Annotated in this window: 16 protein-coding genes; 9 read left to right on the top strand and 7 right to left on the bottom strand. The window is 60.7% G+C overall.

The window, feature by feature from the left end; translation table 11 throughout:
• Positions 1-189: 189 nt before the first annotated feature.
• Entirely contained in the window at positions 190-2556 is a 2367-nt protein-coding gene (locus AB4Z52_RS14310; RefSeq protein ID WP_442218585.1) for a putative monovalent cation/H+ antiporter subunit A, read from the bottom strand.
• Between the two features lie 266 nt (positions 2557-2822).
• Between AB4Z52_RS14310 and msrB the strand changes: the two genes are divergently transcribed.
• Positions 2823-3236, top strand: coding sequence for a peptide-methionine (R)-S-oxide reductase MsrB (msrB, locus tag AB4Z52_RS14305; RefSeq protein WP_442218584.1), 414 nt, complete (start codon positions 2823-2825; stop codon positions 3234-3236).
• A 356-nt stretch (positions 3237-3592) separates the two neighbouring features.
• Here msrB and AB4Z52_RS14300 read toward each other — a convergent pair whose 3' ends face one another.
• A complete protein-coding gene (locus tag AB4Z52_RS14300; protein ID WP_442218583.1) occupies positions 3593-4111 on the bottom strand; it encodes a GNAT family N-acetyltransferase in 519 nt (172 codons plus the stop codon).
• A gap of 189 nt (positions 4112-4300) precedes the next feature.
• Between AB4Z52_RS14300 and AB4Z52_RS14295 the strand changes: the two genes are divergently transcribed.
• Positions 4301-4846: a hypothetical protein gene (locus tag AB4Z52_RS14295; protein WP_442218582.1), complete on the top strand. Its 546-nt coding sequence runs from the start codon at positions 4301-4303 to the stop codon at positions 4844-4846.
• Between the two features lie 10 nt (positions 4847-4856).
• Here AB4Z52_RS14295 and trhA read toward each other — a convergent pair whose 3' ends face one another.
• Positions 4857-5510 (bottom strand): PAQR family membrane homeostasis protein TrhA, encoded by a 654-nt coding sequence (gene trhA / locus AB4Z52_RS14290; protein WP_442218581.1) that lies wholly within the window; start codon positions 5508-5510, stop codon positions 4857-4859.
• 219 nt (positions 5511-5729) lie between these two features.
• On the opposite strand from trhA, the gene AB4Z52_RS14285 reads away from it, so the two are divergent.
• On the top strand, positions 5730-6983 hold the full coding sequence (locus AB4Z52_RS14285; protein ID WP_442218635.1) for a diguanylate cyclase: 1254 nt from the start codon (positions 5730-5732) through the stop codon (positions 6981-6983).
• 29 nt (positions 6984-7012) lie between these two features.
• Here AB4Z52_RS14285 and AB4Z52_RS14280 read toward each other — a convergent pair whose 3' ends face one another.
• Positions 7013-7426: a universal stress protein gene (locus AB4Z52_RS14280; protein WP_442218580.1), complete on the bottom strand. Its 414-nt coding sequence runs from the start codon at positions 7424-7426 to the stop codon at positions 7013-7015.
• A 297-nt stretch (positions 7427-7723) separates the two neighbouring features.
• Between AB4Z52_RS14280 and AB4Z52_RS14275 the strand changes: the two genes are divergently transcribed.
• From AB4Z52_RS14275 to AB4Z52_RS14265, 3 genes are all read left to right on the top strand, one after another.
• Positions 7724-8590: a VOC family protein gene (locus tag AB4Z52_RS14275; RefSeq protein ID WP_442218579.1), complete on the top strand. Its 867-nt coding sequence runs from the start codon at positions 7724-7726 to the stop codon at positions 8588-8590.
• Positions 8591-8716: 126 nt separating this feature from the next.
• Complete coding sequence (locus tag AB4Z52_RS14270) at positions 8717-9889, top strand: AI-2E family transporter (RefSeq protein WP_442218578.1); 1173 nt, start codon at positions 8717-8719, stop codon at positions 9887-9889.
• A gap of 44 nt (positions 9890-9933) precedes the next feature.
• Positions 9934-11229, top strand: a complete 1296-nt coding sequence (locus tag AB4Z52_RS14265; RefSeq protein WP_442218577.1) for an NAD(P)/FAD-dependent oxidoreductase — start codon at positions 9934-9936, stop codon at positions 11227-11229.
• 504 nt (positions 11230-11733) lie between these two features.
• Here AB4Z52_RS14265 and AB4Z52_RS14260 read toward each other — a convergent pair.
• Both AB4Z52_RS14260 and AB4Z52_RS14255 read right to left on the bottom strand, forming a co-directional pair.
• A complete protein-coding gene (locus tag AB4Z52_RS14260; RefSeq protein ID WP_442218634.1) occupies positions 11734-12540 on the bottom strand; it encodes a polysaccharide deacetylase family protein in 807 nt (268 codons plus the stop codon).
• A 127-nt stretch (positions 12541-12667) separates the two neighbouring features.
• Positions 12668-13057, bottom strand: coding sequence for a DUF930 domain-containing protein (locus AB4Z52_RS14255; protein WP_442218576.1), 390 nt, complete (start codon positions 13055-13057; stop codon positions 12668-12670).
• 263 nt (positions 13058-13320) lie between these two features.
• Between AB4Z52_RS14255 and AB4Z52_RS14250 the strand changes: the two genes are divergently transcribed.
• Positions 13321-15414 (top strand): S9 family peptidase, encoded by a 2094-nt coding sequence (locus AB4Z52_RS14250; RefSeq protein WP_442218575.1) that lies wholly within the window; start codon positions 13321-13323, stop codon positions 15412-15414.
• A gap of 20 nt (positions 15415-15434) precedes the next feature.
• Positions 15435-15971: a DUF1697 domain-containing protein gene (locus tag AB4Z52_RS14245; RefSeq protein WP_442218574.1), complete on the top strand. Its 537-nt coding sequence runs from the start codon at positions 15435-15437 to the stop codon at positions 15969-15971.
• Between the two features lie 564 nt (positions 15972-16535).
• On the opposite strand, the gene AB4Z52_RS14240 is transcribed toward AB4Z52_RS14245, so the two are convergent.
• Complete coding sequence (locus AB4Z52_RS14240; RefSeq protein ID WP_442218573.1) at positions 16536-17090, bottom strand: DUF805 domain-containing protein; 555 nt, start codon at positions 17088-17090, stop codon at positions 16536-16538.
• Positions 17091-17293: 203 nt separating this feature from the next.
• Between AB4Z52_RS14240 and AB4Z52_RS14235 the strand changes: the two genes are divergently transcribed.
• Positions 17294-18799, top strand: a complete 1506-nt coding sequence (locus AB4Z52_RS14235; RefSeq protein ID WP_442218572.1) for a protein adenylyltransferase SelO — start codon at positions 17294-17296, stop codon at positions 18797-18799.
• Positions 18800-18951: the final 152 nt, after the last annotated feature.

Raw genomic sequence — 18951 nt, 5'->3', positions numbered from 1 at the left:
TTTTGCCCGTGGAGAGCCGTGTACCAAAAGGCCCCCTCATCCGCCCTTCGGGCACCTTCTCCCCGAGGAGAGAAGGGGAAAGAGGCACCCGCTTGCTCCCCGTTCTCCCCCGTAAAGAGAAGATGCCCGGCAGGGCGGATGAGGGTGTGGTGCGGCAGATGCGGGGTGAGAGAATATCTATACCAGACATCATAGCCTCTCCTCCGCTCGGTACGGATCGTTGTCGACGAGTTTGCGGGCCGTGCCGGCGCGCACACGGATCAGCGCCAGGATTGCGAGCCCCGTGACCGTGACGACGGCGATTTCGCCCAGTGTGTCCGTGCCGCGGAAGTCGACGATGATGACGTTGACGACATTCTGGCCGTGGGCGATCAGCTTCGAGTAGTGGTTGAAGAAGTCAGATAGCCTCGCGTCAAACGGCGCGTCGGTCGCCCTCATGAGCAGCAGCGTGAAGCCGAGACCGCAGGCGATGGCAATCATCGCATCGCCGAGCATCCTTGCCCGCGGGCGGCGGTCGGCGGGAGACAGTTTCAGCCGGGTCATGACCAGTGTCAGGATGACGACCGAGAGCGTCTCCACCATGAACTGGGTGAAGGCGAGATCGGGAGCACCGAACGAAAGGAAGATCAGGGCCAGCGCGAAGCCCTGGATGCCGAGCGAGACGATGGCCGTCAGCCGGTCACCGGCGGCGATGACGGCACCAAGTCCGACAACGGCGATGAGGAATATCGCTTGCTCGTGCCAGGGAATCTGGCTCGGCCAATCGGGCATGGCGGGGAATTCGCCGTAGAGCGCCGGGGGCAGAAGCAGGATCGCGGCAAGGCAGAGGAAGGTAACGGTAATGTAGATCCGGAGCCGGCCCGGCTGGAGGATGCGCGTCACCCGGCCAGACAGGTCGACGATGCCTGTAATGAAGACATCAAAACCGTGATTGGGACCGTGGCCAAGCTTGCGCAGCAGAACAGAGGCGAGATAGCGGGCACGATCGAGCTTCCAATAGACAAAGACGCCGAGCGCGATGGTCAGCGCCGACATGGCAAGCGGCACCCCCGGATGCGGCATCAGCGAGATCGAAATGTCGGTCACCTGGCCCTTGACGGCGCTTGCCATCGGCGAGGAGATATAGCGATGCCAAAGTCCTGAAAGCAGACCAGCGGCAAGGCCGAGCAACGACAGCGCCACCGGCCCGGCCCAGAGCAGCACCGGCGTTTGGTGCGGATGCTGCGGCCTCTCGACAGCGGAGCCGATGAACGGCTTCAGCCCGACTGCGAAGGCAATCGCAAACATCAGCGCATTGCCGATGATGGCAACCGCGGTGAACAGGATCGACCTGAGATCGCCGCCTACGAGCGCGGTGTAGATCTCCTCCTTGGCGAGGAAACCGAAAAACGGCGGCAAGCCGCCCATCGAGATCGCTGCTGCGAGCCCCGCAGCAAAGGTCAGCGGCATGGCGCGGCCGAGACCGCGCAGCCGGGTAATATCGCGGGTTCCGGTCTCATGGTCGACGATGCCGGCGATCATGAATAGCGCACCCTTGAAGAGCGAGTGGGCGACGAGATAAAGAACAGCGGCTTCAATGGCATAGGAGGAACCGAAACCCGTCAGCAGCACCAGCAGGCCGAGCGAGGAGACCGTCGTATAGGCAAGCTTCAGCTTCAGGTCCGTCTGGCGGATGGCGAGCACCGTGCCGACGATCAGCGTCGTGCCGCCGAAGACCGGCAGAATGGTCGCCCAGGACGGCGTGTCGCCCATGACCGGGTTCAGCCGCATCAGCAGGTAGACGCCGGCCTTCACCATGGTGGCGGAATGGAGGTAGGCCGAGACTGGCGTCGGCGCTTCCATGGCATTCGGCAGCCAGAAGTGAAACGGAAACTGCGCCGACTTGGTAAAGGCACCGCCAAGAATGAGGATCAGCGCCGCGAGATAGAACGGGCTGGCGCGCAACATGTCGCCCGATGCCAGGAGCGTCGAGAGCTGGTTGATACCGGTGACCTGCCAGATCAGCAACAAGCCGGCCAGAAGCAGCAGCCCGCCGCCGCCGGTGACGACCAGCGCCTGAAGGGCTGCGCGGCGGGCCGCCTCGCGTTCATGATCGAAGCCGATCAAGAGGAACGAGGTGATCGACGTCAGCTCCCAGAAGACGAACAGCATGAGAAAACTGTCGGAGACGACGAGGCCGAGCATCGATCCCATGAACAGGAAGATGAACGTGAAGAAGCGGGCCTGCTGCGGGTGCCCCTTCAGATAGCCGCCGGAATAGAGAATGATCAACGTGCCGATGCCGGTGATCAACAGCGCGAAGGTGGTCGATAGGCCGTCGAGAAACCAGGCAAAACGCAGATCAAGGCCAGGCACCCAGTCGAAGCCCTCCGCGATCGGCTGACCGGCCGCGATGCCCGGCAGGATGAAGGCGAAATGCAAAAAGGCAAGCCCCGGCGCCAATGCCAACAGCCAGGCGGCGTTGTGGCCGAGGATGCGGGTGAGGATCGGTGCAATCAGCGCGCCGATGAAGGGCAGACACAAAACCAGGAATGTCAGGCCCGTTGCACCGGCCATGTCGTCTCCCTGTTGCAGCTCGCCCTTTTGCACCTCGCATTTGAGGCGATCGACGAGAATTCATCATGCGGAATGTATATGACCGGAGTAAGCCAAAGGAAAGCGTGCCTCAAGAGCCGGCAATCAAAAAGCGCGGTATAACCATCTCAAACGCATCGCGTGCCGCGTCGGCCGGCAGCGGGCGCTATTGCCTAATCCCGGCATGCGCCACATTGTTTCGGCAAGGCCTGCTCACTATCTTTACGGCTGAGGAAAGGATCACGCTCATGACCACGACGACGACCAAGCCGAAAATCGAGAAGACCGACGCCGAGTGGAAAGACCAGCTGACGCCTGAGCAATATCGCGTTACCCGCCAGCACGGCACTGAGCGCGCCTTCACCGGCCCCTATTGGGACCAGTTCGAGAAGGGGCTCTACAGCTGCGTCTGCTGCGATGCACCGCTCTTTCGCTCCGACACGAAATTCGACGCGGGCTGCGGCTGGCCAAGCTACTACGAAGCGGTTTCGCCGGATTCCGTCCGTGAAATCAAGGATACGTCCTTTGGCATGGTGCGCACGGAAATCCGCTGCGGAACCTGCGACGCCCATCTCGGCCACGTCTTCCCCGACGGCCCACCACCCACGGGCCTGCGCTACTGCATCAACGGCCATTCGATGGTGTTCGAACCGGGGAAATAATCGGAATTACCCTCCCCGCGATCGCAGGGGAATTGCATATGATGAGCGACTGGACCCGGGGCAGAGACGTTGAGCGCTCATCCTAGGGTGCAATTCGAAGACTTGCCTCGAAGGGCGAGGGCGCTTGTTCGGTTTTGCGCAGGCAAGCGGCCTCGGGGCCAGCCCTGGTGGTTCGAGACGGCCCTTCGGGTCTCCTGGTAAGAGCGATTTCCACTAGGATGAGGGCCTCACCCTCCCCTTGATGGGGACGGTCGGCACGCCGGCGTGGGGTGACTTCCTGAGACACCCAAAGGGTCACCCCACCCGCGCTTTCCGCGCGACCTCCCCCATCAACGGGGAGATAGGTATCCAGCCCCCTATTTCCCCGAGGCCGGTTCTATCCTGAGTTCCATGCAGGTCAAATCCAGCCAGCGGCCGAACTTGGTGCCGACTTCCTGAAAGGTGCCGGTGGTGCGGAAGCCTAGTTTTTTGTGGAGACGTATCGAGGCGGCGTTTTCGGCTTCGATGCCGGCGATCATCACGTGGATGTCGGCCTTTGCGGCGCGGGCGATCAATTCAAGCATCAGCCCCTCGCCAATGCCGAGGCCGCGATGGTCCTTGTCGACATAGACCGAGTGCTCGACGGTGTGGCGGTAGCCGTCGAAGGCGCGCCAGTCGCCATAGGAGGCATAGCCTGCGACCCTGCCGTCCTTTTCCGCCACCAGAACCGGAAAGCCCCTCGCCTGTCTAGCCTTCAGCCATTCGAGACGATTTTTGACGTCGACCAACGTCTCGTTCCAGATCGCAGTCGTGTGCTCGACCGCATGGTTATAGATGTCGCGAACGGCCGGCATATCGCCCTCAGTCGCGTCACGCAGGGTAACTGTCCTATCCATCGATGTTCGTCCGTCTCGCCAATATTTGCCGCGGGATACTCCGCGACTGCGCCTATGTAAATTAGTCATTGCACGTCGCGGCAATGAAACGGTAACAAATCGGCGCTATCAGCATGGTGGTGAAATCGGCGCGAGATTTTCGTTGAAAAATGCGATAATGCTGGCCGGATCCTCCCATCTGGAAACCGTATGCTCCCGCGTCCTGTCGCAATCCTGCTTGTTTCAGCTCTGCTTGCTTCAGCCCCGCTCGTTTCTAGCGGGCCGGCATCGGCATCTGAATGGTGGCCCTATGACAATACCCGCTTCGGCTATGCGATCGAGCTGCCCGCGGAATTTGCGCTCGCCGCCCGCTCCGACAACAATGACGGGCTGACGCTGACGCCTCCCGACCAATCGGCACGGCTCTTGGTATTCGGCACGCATATGTTCGATGGAGATTTCTCGACCGAGGCGAAGATCCGCATGCGGCTTGCCAAGGGCGACGGCTGGCAGATTTCCTATTCGAAGACGACGTCGCGGGGCATGAGCTTTTCAGGCGTCCGGCAGGACCGCATCGTCTATGTCCGCGGCGTGGCGTTGTGCAACGGCGGCGCCGCCTTCTTCCAGATGGACTATCCCAAATCCGCCATGCAGCGCTATGACGCCGTCGTCATGCGGCTGGCGCGCAGCCTGCACCCGACCGAGAAATGCATCAGCAGCACACAGCTGACCAAAGGTTTTTCGGCGACCGGCTAGCTTTTCGGCATCATGCGCTGAAGCACGTCAGAACCGCCGAATAGTGGACCGCGGCGGCCGCGACGACGAAGCCGTGCCAGATGGCGTTCTGGAAGCGCAGCTTTTCCCAGACGTGGAAGATGACGCCGAGCGAATAGATCACTCCGCCGATTACGATCAACAGCATCGAGGCATAGGGGATATGCGTCGCGACCGGCCTGGCGACCAGCACGCCGCTCCAGCCCATGGCGAGATAGAGCAGGATCGCCACCTTGTCGCCACGACCGGGGAAAAAGCATTTGAGCACGATGCCCATGGCGGCAAACAGCCAAATGGCAATCAGCATAGCAAACAGCAGCGGATCGTCGGAGCCCCGTTGCAGGAAGGGCGTGTAGGTCGCGGCGATCAGCACGAAGATCGCCGAGTGGTCGAAACGCCGCAATATCCATTTCGTCCGCGAAACGGGCCAGATGTTATAGGAAAACGACATGGCAAGGGTCAGCACGAGGCCGACACCATAGATCCATGCTGCCGCGATCTCGCCATAGGAACTCCAGACCGTCGCATAAAAGATCAGCACCGTCGCGCCGATCAAGGCGAAGACCACACCGACACCGTTGACGATGCCATCGACAATCACCTCGTAGCGATCATAAGCCCAGCGAACGCCATTGAACTCCTTCATGCCGCCCCATCCAATTGATCGTTTCATCCAGTTGATTGGTCACGGGCGATCGTCGCACCTCTGCCGGAAGGGCGCAACAAATGCCACAGCTGCGGCCGGTAAATCTTCGTGAATGGGCCGGTGCCTGTGCCGGGAACGGCCATTTGGGGCAGCCGCCGCACTCAATTGCTTGTTAATTTATGTACCGCATAATTCGGTTGCTTTTTGAATGGGTACTAAATTATGGTTGCACTATCATTTGGAAGATCCTCATCTGCCACAATGCAGCGCGAAAAGGATCGCCTGGCTGCGCTGGAACAACTGGATCTTCTCGACACCCCAAGAGATGAAGGCTTCGAGCGGATTGTGCGGCTGATAAGGGCCATCTTTGCGATTGACATCGGCCTCATTTCCCTCATCGACGCGCACCGCCAATGGTACAAGGCCTGCTCGGGCCTCTTATCCACCGAGGTACCGCGTGAAGAAACCTTCTGCCGCCACGTCGTGGATTGTGAGGAGCCGATCGTCGTGCAGGATGCAACGCTCGATCCGCGGTTTGCTCATCATCCGGCAGTGACCGGCGAGAACCATATCCGGTTTTATGCGGGCGTACCGCTGAAGACGCGGGCGGGATATGCAATCGGAACGGTATGTGCGATCGATCGCAAGCCGAGGTCGTTTACCGGCAGGGACCTTGGCGTTCTCCAGGAATTGGCAGGGGCAGCGATGGACCGCATCGAGCTGCAGCAATCGGCGGCAACCGATAGCCTGACCGGGGGCCTCACGCGGCGTGCCTTCAAGCAGGGTGCCGATCACCTCGTTTCGCTCGCCCTGCGCCACCAGCTTGGCCTGTCGTGCATTGTCCTCGACATCGACCATTTCAAGCAGGTGAACGACACCTATGGACATGCTGCAGGAGACGAAGTTCTGAAAGCTGTAGCGTCGGTCTGCAAGACAACGCTCAGAGCAGGCGATCTTTTTGGTCGTCTCGGGGGCGAGGAGTTCGCGATCGTGCTGCCGCATGTCAACCGGGACGGCGCAATCGTGGTCGCCGAGAAAGTGAAAACGGCTATCTCCTCACAGCTCATTCGCGGCGGTTTCGGTTCGCTGAAGGTAACGGCGAGCCTCGGGATCTCGGCACTCTCGATCGTCGGCGAGGGCATCGAGACCCTGCTGGCCCAGGCAGATGCTGCAATGTATCAAGCCAAACACCAGGGACGGAATCGTTGCGTGTTGTGGGGTTCGAGCCCTGCAGACAGCACGATGGCTCAACGACGACGGGTCTTGAAGGCCGGGTCGATCATTTTCAACGATCGACGCTCGACCATGGACTGCACCGTCAAATCGCTCGGCTCGGACAGCGCCAGCATATCGGTCTACAACTCACTCGGCATTCCTTCGGAGTTTATTCTCTCGATAGAGGCGGACGGGTTCGAAGCGAACTGCCAGGTGATCGCACAAGACCGCCAACACCTGGAGGTGGCCTTCAGGTAGGCGGGGGAAAACGGATGCGCCCCCGCCCGTCAACGCCGCTCGACAAGAACGGAGCATTTGGCGTGACGCACGACCCGGTCGGCGGTGGCGCCGAAGAAATAGTTTGAGATGTTGGGTACATGCGAGGCGACGATGACCAGATCGGCCTGGTGCTCTTCTGCGGCTGCGAGGATGCATGATGCCGGCGGGCCGGTGCGGATGTCGACGAAGGCGGTCAGTTTCATCGTACGGCAAAGGCCGACCAGCTTCTCCTCCGCATTCCTGATCGCGTCGGTCACCAGCTCCTGCGGTACGTCGATGATGATATAGTTCGGCACATCCTCGACAACATGGAGCACGATAATCTCGCCGCCATCATCGGAAAGGGCCGCTGCACGCTGCAGCGTGTGCTGCGCCTTGCCGAAGGCGCTCATGTCCACCGCCACGATGATCTTCTTGTACATTCCCCCGCTCCATATCTTCCGGACGTTTTGGGCGACCTGTTCCATCCGCCGGCCGCATTATACTCCGACTGCGATCCTCGCATCCGAACAAGTTCAAATCTTCCTTGAGAGATTGTCAACATGGAGTGCACGCTTCATCGTCAAAATCTGGACTTCTGTGAACAATCCAAATCCGCCATATAGAAGCCAGGTACAGTGGCAGGGAAACTATCTGCGCAGGGCAGATTTTCCGTGCTGCCATTGGCGGCATTTTTGCCGCCGTTTCGATTAACATTCGAGAAATTGGAGCCTGAAGGCATGACCGAAACCACACCGTCTTATGCATTGACCCGTCCTGCCTATATCGGCCATTCGCATCTGATCGTCAGCGACCTTGCGCTGGTTTCAAGCTTCTATCAGAAGATGCTGGGTCTTGCAGTCGTCGAAAAGACGGCGAGCGGCGAAATCCTCGGCGTCGGCGGCGTGCCGCTCTTGACGCTGACGACGGACCGCCAGGCGCGGCGCGCGCCGCAATCGGCGGCCGGCCTGTTCCACACCGCCTTCCTGATGCCGAGCCGGCCCGAGCTTGCCCGCTGGCTGCGGCACGCGGCCAACAACAATGTCGTGCTCGAGGGGGCTTCGGACCATCTTGTCAGCGAGGCGATCTATCTGTCTGACCCCGAAAGCAACGGCATCGAAATCTATGCCGACCGGCCGCACGAGCAGTGGAAATTCCACGAGGACGGTACCGTCGACATGGCGACGCTCAGGCTCGACCTCCAGGCGCTTTACGAGAGTGCGCCGCAGGATCACTGGGAAGGCATGGTCGACGGTACGGCGATCGGTCACCTGCATCTGCAGGTCGGCGATATCCCGCAGGCGAACGCTTTCTACCGCGACGTGCTGGGCATGAAGCTGATGGCAGCGCGTTATAACGGCGCGAGCTTCTTTGCGACCGGCGACTACCATCACCATCTCGGCGCCAACATCTGGAACAGCCACGGCGCCGGCGCCAGGGATCAGGACATGACCGGGCTTTCCGACTACACCCTGCGTTTCAACGACAGGACGGCGCTCGACAAGGCCGTCGCCAAGCTCGACGAGCTGGAAATCAAGACCGAAAAGCGCGACGGCGGCGTCTCGCTGAGGGACCCCTGGGGCATAGGCCTGACACTGACCGCTTGATGCTGAAATCCAGCAGGTAACCCGTCTAAATATTTCTTCGCGTGCTAGAGCCTCGCCCCGGAACCAGGGCGGGGCTTTTCGCGTTAGGGTGGCGATGCGATCTGGCGTCCGGGGACCTTTAAAAACATGGGCATCGCCAACGGCATCCGCAAGCAGGCGCGCAAGATCGCGATAGAGCGTGAGATGCGGTTAAGCAGCTGGGCCAATTCGCTCAAGGCGGCCACTGAGCAAATGGAAAGCACTGCGCCGGTCCGCCGGGTGGAAAAGGACGGCCTCGACATTGTTTCCGCATGGGCTCTCATCGGCATTTTCCTGATGCTGGCCATTGCTGGTGTCTACCTGATGTCGACCATTCTCATCCCCGTGACACTCGCTGTCGTCGTCGGCATGATCCTCGGGCTCCTAGCCGAGAAGCTGAGCAAGCTCGGCGTGCCGCGCATCCTCAACGCAGTTCTTCTGTCGAGTTCGGTCGCGCTGATCATCTTCATCATGATCAATTCGCTGGCGGGACCGCTATCGTCGCTTGCCAAGGATGGGCCCGATGTCGTCCAACAGACGATCGACCGGCTGATGCCCTTCATGCAGCGGATCAAATGGCTGCATATCACGCCGCAGACATTCCAGAGCGGGCCGATGTCGATCGGCGTGCTTCTCGACAACACCGGCAGCATCCTCCACGTGGTCACCACCAACCTGACACCGGCAGTCGTGCAAGGACTGGTGTTCTTTGCGGCGCTGCTGCTTTTCCTTGCCGGGCGGGTTCATCTGCGCAAGACGATCATCATGGCGTTTTCGGGCCGGTCGGAACGGCTGGCTGCCATCCGCATCATCAATGCCGTCGAACAAGTCCTCGGCTTTTACTTCGCCACCGCATCGCTGATCTATGCCGGCCTCGGCGTGATCATGACGATCATCGCCTATTTCGGCGGGCTGAGCGTGCCGGCGCTGTGGGGGGTGTTTGCCTTCCTCTCCAGCTTCGTGCCCTTCCTCGGCATCACGCTCATGACATTCTCGGTCGCCATCGCCGGCATTTTGACGCATGACAGCTTCCTCATCGGTATCGTGCCTGCCGCTGCCTTCTTCTGCGTCCACGCAACGATGGAAAACCTGATATTTCCGGCGATCATGGGGCGGCAGCTGGAGCTCAACCCCTTCGTTGTCTTCGTCGCCATCATCTTCTGGACCTGGATGTGGGGTCCTGTCGGCGCCATGCTGGCGCTGCCGCTCTCACTGATCGTCATGACGGTCATCAACGAACTGTTCGTCGAGGAAAAACTGCAACCGCAACTGCCGAAATGACTATTGTGACCTCGCATCAATAATCGCAGGAGTTTCGAAACAGAATGCCGACCGACCTTCCGCTCTACGAAACAGATCACGATGCGCTGGTCAGCGGCCGCTCGCCATGGGGGCGCACTGCTCTGCATCCCTGGTATAATCCGCTGCGCGAGAGCATGTCCTTCGATGCCGCCATCATCGGCGGCGGCATTACCGGCGCACTGGTTGCCGAACACCTGACGGCCCGCGGGCTTTCCGTCTGCGTCATCGACCGGGAGGAGCCGGGTCTCGCCAGCACCTCTGCCAGCACCGCCATGCTGCAGTGGGAAATCGACACCCAGCTTTCAGAGCTTTCGCTCTACTACGGGTTCGACAGGGCGGCGGCGATCTATCGCCGCAGTCTCGTCGCGGTTTCGGGCCTCTCCAAGCTGATCCGGCGGCACGACATACATTGCGGCCTGCGTTCCCGGTCTACCCTCTATCTGACCCGCAATGCCGGCGGTGTCAGGGAGCTGCAGCGGGAAATGGCGTTTCGTGAGCGGGCGGGATTGCCCGGCGAGTTCCTGTCGCATCCATACCTGATGACCGAATTCGAGATCGAACGCGATGGCGGCATCCTGTCGTCGGGCGCTGCCGAGGCCGATCCGCTGCTGCTCACCTGGGGACTGCTGGCGATTGCCGTCAAGCGCGGCGCTCACCTGGTCAAGGCGTCGGCAACGCAACTGCATGCCGAGGGCAATCGCGTGATCGTCGAGACCGACACCAAATATGTCATCGAGGCGAGGCACGTGGTGCTTGCGACCGGATATAGCATGCCGGGAATCCCAATGCCGAAGCTGCACCAGACCAGATCAAGCTGGGCCTTGGCAACCGTGCCGCAGGACCCGGACCAGCTGTGGCGCGACCGCGCGCTGATCTGGGAGGACAGCCATCCCTATCTCTACATGCGCACTTCGACCGACAATCGCATTATCATCGGCGGTGAGGACGATGAGACCGGTGATCCGGCGATCCGCGACGGCAAGCTGGCGGCCAAGATCGAGATGCTGCGCGGCAAGCTGCAGCAGCTCTGGCCGCAGGCCGATGCGACGGTCGGCTATCGCTGGTGCGGCACCTTCGGCGAAACTGCGGACGGCTTGCCGCTCATCGGACCGGTGCCGGAGATGCCGCGCGTGCTTGCCGCCTACGGCTATGGCGGCAACGGCATCACCTTGTCGTTCATGGCGGCGCTGATGGTCGGCGCGATGATTGCCGACACGCGGCGCGACTGGTTCGACGATTTCGCACTCGACCGCGAGGCGCCAGGGTTTGGTTCCTACAACGAGGCCAGCGCTTTCCGTGCCAGCGGCGCGAGTTTTTAGGAAACGCAATTCGGATATGCAAAAGCAACGACCTATCAGTATACTTCAGTTTAAATTTGGCATTTTCGCAATTGTCCGCGACGGCATCAATATAAATGCAGGTAATATTAATATTAAATCAACAAGTTGAAAATCAAGACAATTAAATATTCGTCATTTTGATTTTGCGACGAGATACGAAAGCTTTATCGATCTATCGTCGTATCATTGGGAAATATATTATAAATTACATAACCAGCAGGCGAATCCTTTTCAGAGAATTGCGATTGCCGGTGGCGGTGTCTTACGGGAGTGCCGATTTCATTCAACGACAATGCGCTTGCCATCGCGGCCGGATTCGGCGTCGCTGCCGCTGGGGCGTAGCGCCACCAGCACTGGTCGATCCGGGAATCGCAGCGTCGCCGGTGTCCACATCTCCGCCGACCGATGGCTGAACTACAATTGCGCACGCCGGCGCCGTGAAACTGGCTTTACGTCAATTTGAAAATTGTCGACGATGGAAGGCTATTCCGTCGTCGCGTCGTCGCCATGCTCGGCGATGTCCTGAAGGCGGACGAACTGCGCGCCGCGGGCTTTGAGAGCCAGGATACCCTTGACGACGCCTTCACCGGAGGAATGCGTCGGCTGGTTGATATGCGAGATCAGCACGTCACCGTCCTTGGCCGAGACGTAATTCTTCTCGACGACCTTCGCCGGCAACGAAGCACCGCTGTCGCCGTTCAGCGAATAGCCGGCGATGCGATATCCCATCCCCCTGATCTCGGCGATTGCCGACGGGCTGTATCTCGCCGTAGCCCCACGGAACCAGCGCGGCTGCGGGATGCCGTGCGCCACCATAGCGTCGGCGCCGCCCTTGACCTCCTGCGCGACCGCAGCCGGCGAGCCGGCAGCAGGAATGCCGTAGACGAGCGTCGGCTGGTCGACGGCGGGGATGTGATTGAGCCCGTGATCTTCAAGCTCGAACAGATCGGGATGGGCAAGGAAGGTGGCGAGCGCCTCGGGGTTGCCTTTCAGCCAGCGGGCCGTAACGAAGATCGTCGCCGGGACCTGCTGTTCGACCAGCGTGTTCAGGATGCGGGTATCCGTCTTTCCCATGCAGGCGTCGAACGTCAAGGCCACGCGCGGCGCGCCCTTGCCGACGCGGGTGACATGCAGGTGCGGCTCGACGAGCTTCACCTTCGAGATAGGAGACGCGGTTGTGACCGGCTCTGCAGCCGCCGGCGCTGGCCGGGCAGATGACATGGCGTCTTGCGCGAAGGCGGCCGGCAGGGCGGCAAGAAGGATGGCGGAAGAGAGAAGCAGACGGATCATCATCAGGCCACCGTTCGGAATGGAAAAATAGCGCATGTCGGGTCAGGCCAATCAACCGACCGGCCATACCGCCCTGCCATCCCGCGCCAAGGCGACGGAAATAAGGCGCGGCGGCCTGCCCGACCTATCAATCGTAGAGATAGTGCGGACCCCAATCCTCGCGGGGCACCTTGCTGCCGATCTCGATGCTGAGCGAGCGGACGTGGATGTGCTGAGGGCCTGTCTCGCAGTCGTAGGTCAGGTGATACCAGTCGCCCTTGCTGCGGAAAACGGCGCCCGGGGCCTTGATGGAGTTCTCACCCATGTCGGGGTCGCTGAACGTGTAGGCGATCACCTTGTCCGGCTTGAAACCGTCCTTCTTGTCGGCAATCTGCTTCATCGCTTCCGTATCGCAGCTCTGTTCCATGCGCTCGGATGGATCGAGCTTCTGCAACTGCTTCTCGATTGCAGTATCAACCGCAAAGGCGGATGTGGCGACGCAGGCAACGCCTAGTGAAACGACAATCGATTTCAACATGTAAGCCAGTCCCTTCAGTCATTCCAAGCTCCAAAGCGACCGTACCTGGCGCGATAGCCTGACAAAGCGTGGCTCGACTTCTTGAAGCACCTGCGGACTTTCTTAAACAATGTGGTGACATCAAGGCAAGTCGCCGACGATCACGGAAAGGTTTGGCTCGTGCGGACAGCGGGCCATAACATTAGCAATGGAAATCCGCTTGATCCGCTTGCCACCGCTCTCTATCTCTTCAGCACCGTTGATCACCCAGAAAGCGAATTGCCGTGTCGATATTCAAGGATCTTCCCGCCGCCCCTATTGCGCCCAAGCGGCCTGTCACCGACACGCGTCATGGCATTTCGCGCACCGACGACTATGCCTGGCTGCGGGCCGACAACTGGCAGGCGATGTTCAAGGATCCGTCGATCCTCGACCCGGATATCCGCGCCTATCTCGACGCCGAAAATGTCTACATGACCGCCGCCATGGCCGACACCAAGGACCTGCAGAAGCAGCTCTTTGCCGAGATGAAAGGCCGCATCAAGGAAGACGACAGCTCGGTCCCGGTCAAGGATGGGCCCTATGCCTATGGCACGCTCTACGTCACCGGCGGCGAACAGCCGCGGTATTTCCGCGAGCCGCGGGATGGCGGGGAGCGCAGGCTGATGCTCGACGGCGACAAGGAAGCAGAGGGAAAGTCCTATTTCCGGCTTTCCGGCCTCGACCACTCCAGCGACCACAGCCACGGCATCTGGGGCTATGACGATAAGGGGTCCGAATATTTCAATCTCAAGGTCCGCAATCTTCAGACCGGCGAGGATCTTGACGGCGTCCTCGAAAATACCGGCGGCGGCGGCGTCTGGGCGCCTGATGGCAAGAGCTTCTTCTACTCGGCGCTGGACGAAAACCATCGCCCCTCGAAGGTCTTCCACCACATCGTCGGAAAGCCGCAATCGGAAGATCGGCTGGTCTATGAGGAGGAGGATGCCGGCTTCTTCATGGGCGTCGGCGGCTCGCTGCTCGACGACTATATCTTCATCGACATCCACGACCACGAGACCAGCGAATATCGCATCCTTTCCACCAAGGACCTGACGGCAGAGCCGAAGATCGTCGCAGCGCGCGAAACCGGCATCGAATACGAGATCACCGAGGGGGGCGAGGTGTTCTACATCCTCACCAGCGACGATGGCGCCAAGGACTTCAAGATCATGGAAGCCCCGGCAGCGACCCCCGAGAAGGAACATTGGCGCGAGGTCGTCGCCCACAAGCCGGGCACGCTGATCCTTTCGCACATGGCCTTTGCCCGCCATCTTCTCTGGCTGGAGCGCAAGGACGGCCTGCCGCGGATCGTCATCCGCGACCGCGTGAGCGGAGAAGAGCATTCCATAGCCTTTGCCGAGGAGGCCTATTCGCTCGGCCTGCAGGGCGCGGCCGAATACGACACGGATGTGATCCGCTTTTCCTATTCGTCGATGACGACGCCGTCGCAGCTCTACGACTATAACATGGTGACGCGCGAGCGCACCCTTTTGAAGACGCAGGAGGTTCCCTCCGGCCACAACCCCGAAAACTACGTCACCCGCCGCGTCTTTGCGCCGGGCTGGGACGGCGTCGAGGTGCCGATCACCCTGCTCTATCGCCGCGACACGCCGCTCGACGGATCGGCACCATGCCTGCTCTACGGCTACGGCGCCTATGGCATGACCATTCCTGCCGGTTTCAACACCAACTGCCTGTCGCTTGCCGACCGCGGCTTCGTCTATGCCATTGCCCATATCCGAGGCGGCAAGGACAAGGGCTTTGCCTGGTATGAAGACGGAAAGATGGAAAAGAAGACCAATACGTTCAAGGACTTCATCGCCGCGGCCGATTATCTGAATCAACAGAAGTTCACGTCCTACGCGAAGATCATCGCCGAGGGCGGCTCGGCCGGCGGCATGCTGATGGGGGCGATCGCAAACATGGCGCCGGAGAAATTCGCCGGCATCATCGCCGCCGTGCCCTTTGTCGACGTGCTCAACACCATGCTCGACGACACCCTGCCGCTCACCCCGCCTGAATGGCCGGAATGGGGCAACCCGATCGAGAGCCGCGAGGCCTACGACCATATCGCCAGCTACTCGCCTTTTGAAAATGTCGGCGAAAAGCCCTACCCGCCGATCCTGGCGCTGGGCGGGCTGACCGACCCGCGCGTCACCTATTGGGAACCGGCGAAATGGGTCGCGAAGCTGCGCGACAAGACGACCGGCGGCGCGCCGATCCTTCTCAAGACAAACATGGATGCAGGACATGGCGGAGCCTCCGGACGCTTCCAGCGGCTTGAGGAAATCGCCTTCGAATACAGCTTCGCGATCAAGGTGGCGGGCAAGATGTAAGCGAGATCGGGAGGAGCGTCATGCGGGTCTATGTCGCGCTGCTTCGAGCCGTCAACGTCGGGGGCACTGGCGCGCTTGCGATGTCTGGCCTCAAAGCGATCTGCGAGCGGCTGGGCTTTAGAGACGTTGCAACCTACATCCAGAGCGGCAACGTGCTGTTCCGCTCAGACGAGCCCGAAACGAAGGTGCAAAGTTTGCTCGAGGCGGCCATAACCGAGCGGATGGGCAAGCCGCCAGGCGTGCTTCTTCGCAGCGCCGGGGAAATTGCGACCGCAGCCGCCGGCTCGCCTTTTCCGCATGCCAAGCCGAACTATCTGCTCGTCACGTTCCTGGCCGAGCCGCCGCCCGCGGACGCGCTCGAAAAGCTTGTCGCGCCTGACGGCGAGGAGGTCAGGATCATCGGCCGGGAGATCTACATCCACTTCCCCAACGGCTCCGGCCGCTCCAAACTCAAGCTGCCGGCGCTGAGGCCGGGTACCGCACGAAATTTGAACACGGTACGCAAACTGGCCGAGATGGCACGGGCGATGGAGGACGGGGCCTTACCTTCCCCTTGATGGGGGAGGTCGCGCGGAACGCGCGGGCGGGGGGTGATCCTTGGGTGTCTCGGAAAATCACCCCACACCGGCACCACGTGCCGACCCGACCCTCCGGCGAGGGTGTAAGAATGCCTTCCGGTGCCACCCTTACTGCCACCTCATCCGCCCTTCTGGCGCCTTCTCCCAGAGAGGAGAAGGGGTGGGCCACCTGCTCCGAAAAACGGACAGTTTCAATCTTTGAGAGAATACCTTCACTATTCACGCAATAGACAGAGGTTCAAGAGGACAGCGTCCGTGTGGCACGGTCTCCTTCTCCCCTCGTGGAGAAGGTGGTCCAAAGGGTCGGATGAGGGGCGCAAATGTTCAGTGCTGCGGTTTTGAAACCACGAGGTGCTTGCCGAACGGCGCGCGGTACTGGATACGATACCGGCAGCGCTTGAGGGAAAATTTCCTGAAAGGGATGATGTTCTCCGCTTCTATTCTCCTGACCGACGGCAACGGATTTCCGAATGAATGATATGCGGAGGCCCCCTCATATGCCCTTCGGGCACCTTCTCCACGAGGGAAGAAGGTGCTTCCACTTCACCGCCCGCGCTGGCCGAACGTCGATCTGCCGGAGCTTGCTCTTGCAATCGACGCTGAGGGGGCTGGCGCCGGCGGCGCTGGGGTATAAGGTTCGGTTCTTGCGCGGCGGGGCTCGCTAAAGGTTGGCGTCGAGCTGTCATAGGAACTGCCCGGCCAGAAGAGCAAAGCGAGAGAAAGACCAAGATTGACCAGGCCGCCGACGATGGTTTGGTGGCCATTGGGGACGCCGAAGGCTGGGATCTCGAAGGCGACGAAGGCGTCGACGAAGAAGATCAGCAGCCAGACCGGAACGACATAGGCGGGGTTCCAGCCGATATCGCGGATCCGCATCGACATCAGGCTGGTGTTGACCCACAAGACAACGAGAATGAAGAAGAGTGCCGGTATCAGCAGCCCACTTGCTGACGGCATCGTTCCGTGAGCGCCATTGCGGAAGACGAAGGCGAACATCGAAAAAACAATCGCCGCAATGAAGACGCCGAGGCCAAGGCTGCAGAGGAAATAGTGCAGCCGGCCGAGCCGCATGTTGAAGCCGAAGAAGAAACCGAGCATAGAACCCACCCCTACTTCGCAACAGTCCATCATAAATTGCTTTAGTAGTGATAAATAATTTATCTCGCTTTGCAGACGTTGAAATAGAGCCCGAACCCCGAGAGCCCGAACCCACACGGCACGATGTCTTTCGGCGGGGCTTCCAAAGCCACTCCGGGCGCTTCCGCCTTGCGTCGCCCGCCCCGCCGCCCTACCTTAGGTTCATGAGCCAATCTTTCCGCGACAGCGCCGCGCTTGCAGCGCATTTTCCGTTCGACAACAGCTATGCACGGCTGCCGGCGCAGTTCTTTGCCAGGCAGACGCCCTCCAATGCTGTGTCGCCACAGTTGGTCAAGCTGAACGAAGCCCTTGCAGACGAGCTCGGGCTCGATGTCGAATGGCTGAAGCGCGAGGCAGTGCAGATCTTCTCCGGCAATCTCGTGCCTGAAGGCGCCGATCCCCTGGCGATGGCCTATGCCGGACATCAGTTCGGCACCTTCGTGCCGCAGCTCGGCGACGGGCGCGCCATCCTGCTTGGTGAGGTGATCGACCGGAACGGCAGGCGCCGGGACATCCAGTTGAAGGGCGCCGGCGAGACGCCGTTTTCGCGGCGCGGCGACGGGCGGGCCGCCCTCGGGCCGGTGCTGCGAGAATATATCATTAGCGAGGCGATGCATGCGCTCGGCGTTCCGACCACGCGGGCGCTAGCGGCGGTGACGACGGGCCAGCCGGTCTATCGCGAGACCACTCTGCCAGGCGCTGTCTTCACGCGGGTGGCAGCCAGTCATATCCGCGTCGGCACGTTCCAGTTCTTTGCAGCCCGCGGCGATACGGATGGTCTAAAGGCGCTGGCAGACCATGTCATATCAAGGCACTATCCGCATGTGCGCGACAGCGTTCGTCCCTATCTGGCGCTGTTTGAGGCCGTCACCGAACGGCAGGCAGCGCTGATTGCGCGCTGGCTGCAGATCGGCTTCATCCATGGCGTGATGAACACCGACAACATGACGGTCTCGGGAGAGACGATCGACTTCGGCCCGTGCGCCTTCATGGATGCCTATGATCCGGCCACCGTATTCTCATCGATCGACCGGCGCGGGCGTTATGCCTATGCCAACCAGCCGGCGATCGGACAATGGAACCTCGCGCGGCTCGGCGAAACGCTGCTGGCGTTGCTCGATCCTGACCTGGACAAGGCGGTCGAGCTTGCCAACGAAGTGATCAAGGGTTTTGGTGAGCGCTTTCAGACCCACTGGCTCGGCGGCATGCGCGGGAAGATCGGCCTAGCGACGCAGGAGGACGGCGATCTCGATCTCATCCAGGCGCTGCTTCTTTTCATGCAGGCGCAAGAGGCGGATTTCACGCTGACGTTCCGCAAGCTTTGTGATCTGGCGGAAAGCAGTTCGAACAAGGCGATCTTTATAGGCAGCTTCAAGTCAGCGGAAGCGGCGGAACCCTGGCTTGCGCGCTGGCACGAGCGGCTCGCCCGCGATCCGCAATCGGCTGCCAAGCGGGCAAAGGCGATGCGGCTGATCAACCCCGCCTTCATACCGCGAAACCACCGGATCGAGCAGGCGATCGTTGCCGCGGTCGACGACAGCGATTTTTCGCTGTTCGAGGCGCTGCTGACCGTTCTTGCCAAGCCCTATGAGGACCAGCCTTCCTTTGCGCCCTATGCGCGGCCGCCGGAGATTTCGGAGCGCGTTCTCGAAACCTTCTGTGGGACTTAGACCTGAACCCTCAATCCCGCGTCTATCGGGCACTTCGATAAACATTCAATGCCTGATTGCGCCTATTGAAAGGTTCGCGCGCCACTCTATTTTCCCCAGATGACCGGCCGCCGTTTCAGCACTTCTGACTGATTTCGGCCGTTCCGTCAGGG

The sequence above is a fragment of the Rhizobium sp. 2YAF20 genome (assembly GCF_052114685.1).
GTDB lineage: Bacteria > Pseudomonadota > Alphaproteobacteria > Rhizobiales > Rhizobiaceae > Rhizobium.
The sequence above is the reverse complement of the archived record's forward strand: the minus strand, read 5'-3'. Positions and strand labels throughout refer to the sequence as shown.

What these genes read in the sequence shown, in the direction of transcription:
- msrB (WP_442218584.1), top strand. Translation starts at nt 2,823, where the DNA reads ATGACCACGACGACGACCAAGCCGAAAATCGAGAAGACCGACGCCGAG.
- AB4Z52_RS14260 (WP_442218634.1), bottom strand. Translation starts at nt 12,540, where the DNA reads ATGATCCGTCTGCTTCTCTCTTCCGCCATCCTTCTTGCCGCCCTGCCG.
- AB4Z52_RS14265 (WP_442218577.1), top strand. Translation starts at nt 9,934, where the DNA reads ATGCCGACCGACCTTCCGCTCTACGAAACAGATCACGATGCGCTGGTC.
- AB4Z52_RS14295 (WP_442218582.1), top strand. Translation starts at nt 4,301, where the DNA reads ATGCTCCCGCGTCCTGTCGCAATCCTGCTTGTTTCAGCTCTGCTTGCT.
- AB4Z52_RS14240 (WP_442218573.1), bottom strand. Translation starts at nt 17,090, where the DNA reads ATGCTCGGTTTCTTCTTCGGCTTCAACATGCGGCTCGGCCGGCTGCAC.
- AB4Z52_RS14245 (WP_442218574.1), top strand. Translation starts at nt 15,435, where the DNA reads ATGCGGGTCTATGTCGCGCTGCTTCGAGCCGTCAACGTCGGGGGCACT.
- AB4Z52_RS14280 (WP_442218580.1), bottom strand. Translation starts at nt 7,426, where the DNA reads ATGTACAAGAAGATCATCGTGGCGGTGGACATGAGCGCCTTCGGCAAG.
- AB4Z52_RS14270 (WP_442218578.1), top strand. Translation starts at nt 8,717, where the DNA reads ATGGGCATCGCCAACGGCATCCGCAAGCAGGCGCGCAAGATCGCGATA.
- AB4Z52_RS14235 (WP_442218572.1), top strand. Translation starts at nt 17,294, where the DNA reads ATGAGCCAATCTTTCCGCGACAGCGCCGCGCTTGCAGCGCATTTTCCG.
- AB4Z52_RS14310 (WP_442218585.1), bottom strand. Translation starts at nt 2,556, where the DNA reads ATGGCCGGTGCAACGGGCCTGACATTCCTGGTTTTGTGTCTGCCCTTC.
- AB4Z52_RS14275 (WP_442218579.1), top strand. Translation starts at nt 7,724, where the DNA reads ATGACCGAAACCACACCGTCTTATGCATTGACCCGTCCTGCCTATATC.
- trhA (WP_442218581.1), bottom strand. Translation starts at nt 5,510, where the DNA reads ATGAAGGAGTTCAATGGCGTTCGCTGGGCTTATGATCGCTACGAGGTG.
- AB4Z52_RS14300 (WP_442218583.1), bottom strand. Translation starts at nt 4,111, where the DNA reads ATGGATAGGACAGTTACCCTGCGTGACGCGACTGAGGGCGATATGCCG.
- AB4Z52_RS14255 (WP_442218576.1), bottom strand. Translation starts at nt 13,057, where the DNA reads ATGTTGAAATCGATTGTCGTTTCACTAGGCGTTGCCTGCGTCGCCACA.